We start from the raw sequence: 9,304 nt of genomic DNA on the forward strand, positions 1-9,304 counted from the left end.
TCGAGACGCCGGCCAGCGTGCCGAGCAGCGCCGCGCGCGGCGTGACCTTGCGGATATAGGGCGCGATGAAGCCGCCGGCCATCAGGATGAAGCTCTGGAAGAACACCCAGACGAGCCCGGCCTCCCAGCCCTTGATCGGATCGCCGGTCATGCTCGCGATCGGCAGCATGATCACGAAGGTGACGACGAACATATGCGGCACGCTGATGCCCGAGGGCAGGGCGCAGACATCGTCGCGGCCGGTTTCCCTGGCGAGCCGGTAGGCGAGCCAGGCGTAATAACCGGTCGAGAGCAGCATCATCAGACCAAGCGCGGGCAGGATGCGGCCGAAGACGATCTCAGCAGGCATCTTCAGCACGAATTGCAGAAGCCCGGTCAGCACCAGCAGATTGACTAGGATATTGGTACCGAAACCGAACAGGGCGTTCCAGTCGCCCGGCGTCCACAATTGTGGCCTGCTTGTCGCGCTCGTCATGGTCTTCACCTCCGCGCTTGGATCACGCTGCGTTTGGAAGAAATCGTCAAAACGCGGAAAACGTGAACAAATCTAATAGTTTAGGGCATTCTTAACGCGAAAAACCGTTGCCGCTTTTCCGCAGCTTGCTCTAGGCAGCCCGGTCCTTGGCTGYGAGGGCGGCCAGCACCGCATCCGTGGACGAGACCCAGCCGAAAATGCCGCCCTGGGCTGCGATCATCGCCAGGCCCACTCTGTGGAATTCCGGAAAGTACGAGGCGCAGGCGTCGCCGAGGACGAGACAGCGATAGCCCCGGTCATTCGCCTCGCGCACGGTGGTGTGGACGCAGACCTCGGTCGTCACGCCACTGACGAGCAGCGTCTCGATGCCGCGATTGCGCAGCATCAGGTCGAGATCGGTCTGGTAGAAGGCGCCCTTGCCGGGCTTGTCGATCACCGGTTCGCCGGGCAGCGGCGCCAGCGCCGGCACGATGTCATGGCCGGCCTCGCCGCGGACGAGGATACGCCCCATCGGCCCCGCCGCGCCGATGCGTGTGGCCGGATCGCCGCGCAGCACCTTGGCCGGCGGCGCGTCCGAGAGATCGGGCCGGTGGCCCTCGCGCGTGTGGATTACCAGCATGCCGGCGGCGCGGGCTCCTGCGAGCATGGCCTTGCAGGGCAGGAGCGCCGCGCCGAGCAGGGCGACATCATTGCCGAGCGCGGCGCCAAAGCCGCCCGGCTCCAGGAAATCCCGCTGCATGTCGATGATCACGAGCGCGGTTCGCGCGAAATCGACGCTGATCGGGAAGGGCTGGGCTGCAATCTCGGACCGGCTCACGAAAGGCGCTCCCGTCGCTGGCGAACGGAACAAGCTTTGCAAGGGCTGTGCCTGAGCGCGGGTTGCGGCCCCGGAGTTGCGGGCGGTTCCAGCTAAGGATTTGAAATCGCTTGATCAATTTGAGCGTCAGAGGGGCGCGATCGGCGGATCGCACGGGTCCGGCTGCGCAGCGCGGCCGATGCAGGTGGCGGCATGCATAATCTTCGCATGCATCTCGCAAGCAATTGCTCATTTCATAGGCTGGAAAGAAGAGGGGCTATCTCGTGAGCACAATGACCATGCTTCTCGCTGATCATCTTGCCGGCCGGCGCACGATCCCGGAGACGATTGCGGCAGCCTATGCGCGCTATCGCGACCATGACGACGAAGCGATCTTCATCAGCCTGCGGCTCGAAACGGAAGCGCTGGCCGAGGCGGCGCGCCTGCAGGCCGAGGGCCCACGGGGTCGCAGGCTCTGGGGCGTGCCCATCGCGGTCAAGGACAATATCGATGTCGCCGGGCTCGCCACCAGCGCGGCATGTCCGGCTTTCTCCTATCTCCCCGTCGCGGATGCCGGCGTGGTTGCGCGGTTGCGGGAAGAGGGCGCGATCATCATCGGCAAGACCAATCTCGACCAGTTCGCCACCGGCCTGAACGGCACGCGTTCGCCCTATGGCGTGCCGCGCAACGCCTTGCGCCCCGATCTCGTGCCGGGAGGCTCGAGCTCCGGCTCCGCCTGCGCGGTTGCGGCCGGCATCGTTCCTGTCGCGCTCGGCACCGACACCGCGGGGTCGGGCCGGGTGCCCGCCGGCCTGCAGAACCTCGTCGGCCTCAAGCCGAGCCTCGGCCTGGTCTCGACGGCGGGCGTCGTTCCGGYCTGCCGCACGCTCGACTGCGTTTCGGTGTTCGCGCTGACCGTCGATGACGCATCGGCCGTCCTGGAGGTGATCGCCGGCCCCGATGCGACCGACCCGTTCTCCCGTTCCATACCGTTCGGGCGGCCGGGCGCACTGGCGCCGCATCCGCGGCTCGCCATCCCGCGCCCAGCCGATCTCGATTTCGACGGCGCTCCGGCGGCGGCGGCGAGCTTTGCCCTTGCGGTCGAACGGGCGCGAGCGCTGGGCGCGATCATCGTCCCCATCGACATGACGCCATTCTACGAGACCGCCCGGCTGCTCTATGACGGGCCCTGGGTGGCGGAGCGCTATCTCGCCATCCGCGACCTGCTGATGGCCGAACCCGAGGCGATCCTGCCGGTGATCCGGCAGGTCATCACGGGGCGGCCGCTGCCGGATGCGGCCGAGGCCTTCGCGGCGCAATACCGGCTGGCCGGGCTTGCTCTCTGCGCCCGGGCCGCTCTGAAGGGCATCGATGCCATGATGGTGCCGACCGTGCCGCGGCCGGTCACGCTGGCCGAGATGGCGACAGACCCGATCGGCCGGAATTCGCTGCTCGGCCGCTACACCAATTTCGTCAACCTGCTCGATATGTGCGCGCTCGCCGTGCCGGTGAGCCTGATGGAGGACGGCACCGCAGCCGGCGTCACCTTGATCGCGCCGTCCGGCCAGGATGCGTCGCTGGCCAGCCTCGGGCGGGCCTTCCATCAGGCGTCGGGACTGACGCTGGGCGCGACCGGCCTGCCGCTGCCGCCGGCGAACGAGCCGGCCACTGCCGCGCCTGGCATGCTTGAGATCGCCGTTGTCGGCGCGCATCTCTCGGGCATGCCCCTGAACGGAGAATTGACCGCGCTCGGCGCGATCTTCCAGCGCGCGACGAGTACAAGCGCCGAATACCGCCTCTTTGCCCTGCCGGGCGGACCGCCGGCGCGGCCGGGCCTGATCCGGGTCGGGCAAGGGGGAACTCCGATCGCGCTCGAGGTCTGGGCGCTGCCTCCCGAAGGCTTTGGCCGTTTCGTTGCCGGCATTCCTTCGCCGCTCGGCATCGGCACGCTGGCGCTGGCCGACGGCACGCGGGTCAAGGGCTTTCTCTGCGAGCAGATCGCGACCGAGGCGGCGCGCGACGTCAGCGAGTTCGGGGGCTGGCGGGCCTATGTCGCAGCGCAGGGCGCGCGTCAGGGCGCGCCCGCATAGCTCCTGAACGCATCGCGCACGATGCCGATATGGGCGCGCATCGCCTCGCTCGCGCCGGGCTGGTCGCCGCGCAGGATCGCCTGGACGATCAGGTCGTGCTCGCGATAGGAGCCGCCGAGCCGCCCGGTCGCCCGGAACTGCGCCCTGCGGAACGGCGCGACCCGGGCGCGCGTCATCAGCGTCAGCTCCGCCAGATAGCCATTATGCGATCCGGCATAGATCGCGGCGTGAAAGGCCTCGTTGGTCTCGTGATAGCGCGCGGGATCGCCCTCATGCACCAGCGCGCGCAGGGCCTGGTGCAGCCCTTCGAGCCCGCGCCGTTCGGGCACGGTCATGTTGCGGGCGGCGAGCCCGGCGCAGAGCGCCTCCAGCTCGGCCATGGCTTCGAACATGTCGTCGAGCTGCCGCGGGGTCGGCAAGGCGACAACCGCCCCGCGGTGCGGCCGGACGCTGACGAGGCCCGAGGCGGACAATTGGCGGATCGCCTCGCGCACGGGTGTCCGCGAGACGCCGAACCGCGCCGCCAGATCCTGCTCGTCGAGCGGCGTCCCCGGTTCGAGCGCACCGGAGACGATCTCGTCGGCGATCTGAAGGCGCAGCGCCTCCGTGCGCGTCGGCGCCGGGGCTGCGGGCTTGGCTCTGACGGGGAGGGCGCGGGGCGGCATGGCATCAGCACCGGAGAACGGGCAGGGGCGCAGGCGCCTGCATGACAGGCATCGACGCGACGGTCATGGCCAAGGTCATGGCCCGACGCGAAAGACTCATTCCGCGATGACGCTGACATGGGCGGCGACGACCCGCCAGCCTTCGGGAAACTTGACCCAGGTCTGGCTTTGCCGGCCGACCTTGCCCTGCATGCTGGCGCGGCGGAACATCGTGTTGGCGGTCGCCATCGCATCGCCATAGCTGGTGATGACGGTGCGTTCGAGCGCGCGCTCGATCCCGACGGGCGAGCGCGCCGAGCGGAACGCGGCGATCTGATGATGGCCGTAGAGGTTCTCGGCCACGCCATAGCGCAGCGTCAGCGGGCTGTCCCTGAACAGCGCGTCCAGCGTGGCCACGTCGTTGCTCGTCAGCGCCTTTTCATAGGTCGCGAAGGCGGCCTCGACTTCGGCAAGCACGGCAGGGTCGTTGATCTTCATGAAAGGCGTCTCCAAAGGCCATGGCCGGTTTCGGCGCTGCATGCGCAACGGCATCTTGCACCGTCACATCGGCGGATGCGGAATCGCGGTCAGCAGCTCTCTGGTGTACTCGGCTCTCGGGTTGCCCAGAACCTCTTCTGCGGTACCTTCCTCGACGATCGCGCCGCTGCGCATCACGATCACCCGGTCGCAGAGCAGCCGCACCACATTCAGGTCGTGCGAGACGAAGAGATAGCTCATGCCGAGCCGCCCCTTCAACTCCTCCAGCAGGTTCAGGACGACCGCCTGGACGGAAACGTCGAGCGCCGCTGTCGGCTCGTCCAGGATGACGAGGTCGGGGTCGAGCGCGATCGCGCGGCCGATGCCGACGCGCGCCTTCTGCCCGCCCGAGAGCTGATGCGGGAACCGGTCGATCAGCTCGGCCGGCAGGCCGACAAGCCGCGCCAGGTCCTCGCAGCGCGCCCGCAGCGCATCGCGGCCGCGGATCGCGCCCATCCGCATGATCGGGTCGGCAATCGCCCGCTCGGCAGTGAAGCGCGGGTTGAGGCTGTCGGTCGGGTCCTGGAACACCATCTGGATGCGCCGGCGCTGGGGCGAGGCCGCAAACTGCCGGGCGGGGATCGCGCCGATATCGCTGCCGTCAAAGACGATCCTGCCGCCACTCGGGTCGATCAGCCGCGTGATCATCATCGAGGTCGTCGACTTGCCGCAGCCGGATTCGCCGACGAGCCCGAGCGTCTCGCCGCGCGCAATTGAGAAGCTGATACCGTCGACGGCGCGGAAGCCGGGCTTCCCAGGCTCCGCCTTGCCCATCAGCCTGGCGAGGAACGCCCCCGTAGCCGGGCGCGGATACTCCTTCACCAGCGCCTCGACGCTGAGCAGCGGCCCAGGGGCCGCTTCGCCTCGCGCCGCGCCAGAGGAGGTGGGGACAGGCGAGGGGGCGGGCGCTGTCTTGGGCACCGGCTCCGCCTTCGGCGGTTCGGTCAGCAGATCGGCGAGCGACATGCCGATGCGCGGCGTCGCCTGCATCAGCCGGCGGGTATAGGGGTGCTGCGGATTGCGGAAGATCTCACTGGCCGCGGCCGTCTCGACGACGCGGCCCTTCTCCATGACCACGACCTTGTCGCAATAGGCGGCAGCCAGCCCGAGATCATGGGTGATCAGGATCGTCGACATGCCGCGCTCGCGGGTGAGCTCGACGATGAGATCCATCACCGCCTTCTGCGTGGTGACGTCGAGCCCCGTGGTCGGCTCGTCGGCGATCAGCAGCTGCGGCTGGCAGGTGATGGCGAGCGCGATCACCACGCGCTGGCACATGCCGCCCGAAAGCTCGAACGGGTAGGCATCGTAGCGCTCTTCGGGCCTTGCGATCCTGACGCGCGTCAGGGCCTCGATCGCCTTCTCCCTGGCGGTCGCGCGCGTCGCCTGGACATGTTGCAGCAGCACGTCCTCGATCTGCCGTCCGACCTTGCGGATCGGGTTGAGCGCGGCGCGCGGGTTCTGGAAGACCATCGAGATCTCGCGCCCGCGCAGGTCGCGCATCTGCGCCTCGTCGGCGGCGACGAGATCGACGCCTGAGAACGAGATCGAACCCTCTGCGACCCGGCCGGCCCGGTCGAGAATGCGCACCACGGCATAGGAGGTCACCGATTTGCCCGAGCCGGACTCGCCGACGATCGCGACCGTCTCGCCCTTGGCGACGCTGATATCGATCGATTTCACCGCCTGCACCGCCCCACGGCGCGTGGCGAATTCGACGGTGAGGTTCCGGATCTCGAGCAGCGGGATCGTGGCCAAGGTCAATTCCTCCGCTGGGGATCGACGAGATCGCGCACGCCGTCGCCGAGCAGGTTGAAGCAGAACACCGCGATCATCAGCGCCAGGCCGGGGAAGAAGGCGATCCACCATTCGCCGGAGACGATGAAGCTCGCACCCTCGGCCACCATGATCCCCCATTCCGGCGTCGGCGGGCGTACGCCAAGGCCGATGAAGGAGAGGCCGGCCGCGTTCAGGATCGCGTAGCCCATGGTCAGCGACATCTGCACAGCCATGATCGGCATGATGTTGGGCACGATCTGGGTGAGGAGCAGCCGCCAGTCGGAATTGCCCGAGAGCCGCGCCGCCTGCACGAAACCCGCCTCGCGCCGCACATTCGCCTCGGCCCGCGCCACCCGCGCATAGAGCGGGAAATTGATGATGGCGGTCGCAATCACGATATTGGTGACGCTGTTGCCGAGCGCCGCGACGATGCCCATCGCCAGTACGAAGAGCGGGAAGGCCATGATCGTGTCGGCGATGCGACCGACCAGCTTGTCGACCCAGCCGCCGAAGAAGCCGGCGCTGACGCCGGCGAGCCCGCCGAGCAGGAAAACGAGCGCGACCGAGGCGACCGCAATGGTGAAATCGAGCCGCGTCGCGGCGATGACCCGGCTGAAGATGTCCCGCCCGAGCTGGTCGGTGCCGAACCAATGCGCCGCGCTCGGGGCCTGGAGTGCCGCATTGGTGTTGCTCGCCAGCGGGTCGTAGGGCACGAGCGAGGGACCGAAGATCGCCGCGAGCACGATCAGCCCGAACAGCAGGAAGGCGAAGCCGGTGATCGGGTTTTCCGAGACGACATGGCGCGCATGGGCCCACAGGCTCGTCGCGGGCGGCGCCTCGAAGCGCAGGGCGGGCGTGGCGGCGGGGTCGAGCTTGCTCATGTCGTTCACGGGCCTCACCCTTCCAGCCTGACGCGGGGATCGATGACGCCGTAGAGCAGGTCGATCAGCAGGTTCAGCACGACGTAGAGGATCGCCATGGTCAGCACGAAGCCCTGGATCGGCGCGTAATCCGAGGCGATCAGCGCCTCGACCGCATAGGAGCCGACGCCCGGCCAGGCGAAGACCTTCTCGACCAGGACATTGGCGCCGAGCAGGAAGGAGAACACCATGCCGAGCGTGGTCACGACGGGCAGCATGGCGTTGCGAAAGGCATAGGTGCCGATGACCTTGGCATTGGTCAGCCCGCTGGCGCGCGCGGTGCGGACGAAATCGGCGCCGAGCACAGCCAGCATCGAGGCGCGGGTCATCCGCGTGATCGGCGCCAGCGAGAAGATGCCGAGCGTGACCGCCGGCAGGATCAGTTGCGCCAGCGCGGCACGAAAGGTTTCGACATGCCCGGCAAGCAGGCTGTCGATCAAGAACAGCCCGGTGATGCGCGGCGGTTCCGAGGCGAAGACATCGAGCCGCCCGAGAGGCGCCGGCGACCAGCCGAGCAGGAAATAGAAGGCATAGACCAGCAGGAGCCCGGTGAAGAACACCGGCAGCGAGACGCCGGCCGTCGCCACCACGCGGCAGAGATGGTCGATCCAGGAGCCCTGCTTCACCGCGGCCAGTACGCCGAGCGGCAGGGCGACCGACATGGCCAGCAGCAGACCCGCAAGCGTCAGCTCGGCGGAGGCGGGCAGCCGCGCCGCCAGGTCGGCCGTCACCGGCTGGCCGGTGGTCAGGGACTGGCCGAGATCGCCCTTGGCCAGCGCCGTGACATAGGAGACGAACTGCACCGGCAAGGGCTGGTCGAGCCCCAGCTTGCTGCGGATTTCGGCAATGGCCTGCGGCGTCGCTGCGGGCCCGGCGAAATAGGCTGCCGTGTCCCCCGGCAACACCCGCGTCAGCAGGAAGGTGACGATGATCACGCCGATGACCGACGGGATCGTCGTCATCAGCCGCCCGCCGATCATGCGAAGCATTGTGCAGCCTCCTTGCCGAAATCCGGCGAAGTCGCCGCCGCCGCCGTTGCGTGCGGGGCGGCGGTGCGCTGGGCGCTCAGCCCTTGGTCAGGTAGCGGAAATCGGGCTCGCGGCAGGGCTGGAACTGATAGCCGCCGATCGCCTTCTGGAGCGCCACGTCATGGGTCGGCTGCGCGATCGGCACCATCGGCACCTCGCGGTTCACCAGCTTGATGAAGTCGACGACATTAGCGTCATAGGCTGCCTTGTCGGGCGCGAAGCGCGCGGCGTCGATCAGCTTGTCGAGTTCCGGGTTCTGATAGGCGGCGATGTTGAAGATCGAATTATTGCCGTGCATCGTCCAGAACAGGTAGTAATCGGGATAGTCGAGCCAGCCGGCGAAGCGGTTCAGCACCATCGGATTGGTCTTCTTGGCGATCTCGGTACGGAAATTCGCGCCCGGCACCTTGTTGATCTCGACGGTGATTCCGATCGCGCCGAGCGCCTCCTTGATCAGCACCGCCATCGGTTCGGCGACCGTCGCATTGCCGGCGTCGAAATACAGCGTGGTCGAGAAGCCGCCGCCGGCTGCATCGACCAGCGCCTTGGCCTTGGCGACGTTGGATGTGTAGGGAAAGGGCTGCGGCCAGGTGACCTTGGGCGTCTCGGGCCCGCCCGACATGTCGACGCCGCGGCCGAACAGCGAGGCCTGCAGCAGCTTCTCATAGGGCATCACCCAGGCCACGGCCTGGCGCAGGCGCACATCCTTGAACGGCCCGACCTGCGTGTTGAGGTAGCAGCCCCAGACACCGTTGGGGATCGGCACGCCGACGACATTGACCTTGCCGGCATCGAGCAGGTCCTTGAAGTCCTTCGGTGGCAGCCCGTAGGAGACATCGGCATCGCCGCGCTCCATCAGGGCCCGGCGGGTCGAAGGCGAGGCGATGTCGCGCGCAATGATGCGGCGAAGCTGCGGCAGCTTGCCGGAGGTCCAGGCATCGTTCCGGACATAGATCGTCTCGACGCCGGGTTTCCAGCTCTCGACCTTGTAGGCGCCGGAGCCGGCGACGTTGTTCTTCAGCCACTCCTTCGCAT

The 9,304-nt window shown here is 67.8% G+C and carries 8 protein-coding genes and 1 pseudogene; 1 reads left to right on the forward strand and 8 read right to left on the reverse strand.

Annotated elements, in window-relative coordinates; translation table 11 throughout:
• Window positions 1-475 (reverse strand): annotated as a pseudogene (locus AC1DRP_RS31495) (regulator); the annotation flags it as partial.
• A gap of 130 nt (window positions 476-605) precedes the next feature.
• Window positions 606-1,292: a cysteine hydrolase family protein gene (locus AC1DRP_RS31500; RefSeq protein ID WP_476770552.1), complete on the reverse strand. Its 687-nt coding sequence runs from the start codon at window positions 1,290-1,292 to the stop codon at window positions 606-608.
• 278 nt (window positions 1,293-1,570) lie between these two features.
• On the opposite strand from AC1DRP_RS31500, the gene atzF reads away from it, so the two are divergent.
• Window positions 1,571-3,361, forward strand: coding sequence for an allophanate hydrolase (gene atzF, locus AC1DRP_RS31505; protein ID WP_476770553.1), 1,791 nt, complete (start codon window positions 1,571-1,573; stop codon window positions 3,359-3,361).
• Here the strand turns inward: atzF and AC1DRP_RS31510 are convergent.
• The 6 genes from AC1DRP_RS31510 to AC1DRP_RS31535 all read right to left on the reverse strand — a co-directional run.
• Window positions 3,343-4,026 (reverse strand): GntR family transcriptional regulator, encoded by a 684-nt coding sequence (locus tag AC1DRP_RS31510; RefSeq protein WP_441504597.1) that lies wholly within the window; start codon window positions 4,024-4,026, stop codon window positions 3,343-3,345. The genes atzF and AC1DRP_RS31510 overlap by 19 nt on opposite strands.
• Before the next feature lie 96 nt (window positions 4,027-4,122).
• A complete protein-coding gene (gene hpxZ, locus AC1DRP_RS31515) occupies window positions 4,123-4,503 on the reverse strand; it encodes an oxalurate catabolism protein HpxZ (RefSeq protein ID WP_441504596.1) in 381 nt (126 codons plus the stop codon).
• A gap of 63 nt (window positions 4,504-4,566) precedes the next feature.
• Window positions 4,567-6,300 (reverse strand): dipeptide ABC transporter ATP-binding protein, encoded by a 1,734-nt coding sequence (locus AC1DRP_RS31520; RefSeq protein ID WP_441504595.1) that lies wholly within the window; start codon window positions 6,298-6,300, stop codon window positions 4,567-4,569.
• 2 nt (window positions 6,301-6,302) lie between these two features.
• Window positions 6,303-7,202: an ABC transporter permease gene (locus tag AC1DRP_RS31525; protein ID WP_441504853.1), complete on the reverse strand. Its 900-nt coding sequence runs from the start codon at window positions 7,200-7,202 to the stop codon at window positions 6,303-6,305.
• Window positions 7,203-7,216: 14 nt separating this feature from the next.
• Window positions 7,217-8,230: an ABC transporter permease gene (locus tag AC1DRP_RS31530; protein ID WP_441504594.1), complete on the reverse strand. Its 1,014-nt coding sequence runs from the start codon at window positions 8,228-8,230 to the stop codon at window positions 7,217-7,219.
• Between the two features lie 76 nt (window positions 8,231-8,306).
• Window positions 8,307-9,304: ABC transporter substrate-binding protein (locus AC1DRP_RS31535; protein ID WP_476770554.1), on the reverse strand; the 998-nt coding region annotated here is incomplete at its 5' end.

The organism is Allobosea sp. 01N443, assembly GCF_056399325.1.

What these genes read in the sequence shown, in the direction of transcription:
- AC1DRP_RS31510 (WP_441504597.1), bottom strand. Translation starts at nt 4,026, where the DNA reads ATGCCGCCCCGCGCCCTCCCCGTCAGAGCCAAGCCCGCAGCCCCGGCG.
- hpxZ (WP_441504596.1), bottom strand. Translation starts at nt 4,503, where the DNA reads ATGAAGATCAACGACCCTGCCGTGCTTGCCGAAGTCGAGGCCGCCTTC.
- AC1DRP_RS31530 (WP_441504594.1), bottom strand. Translation starts at nt 8,230, where the DNA reads ATGCTTCGCATGATCGGCGGGCGGCTGATGACGACGATCCCGTCGGTC.
- AC1DRP_RS31525 (WP_441504853.1), bottom strand. Translation starts at nt 7,202, where the DNA reads ATGAGCAAGCTCGACCCCGCCGCCACGCCCGCCCTGCGCTTCGAGGCG.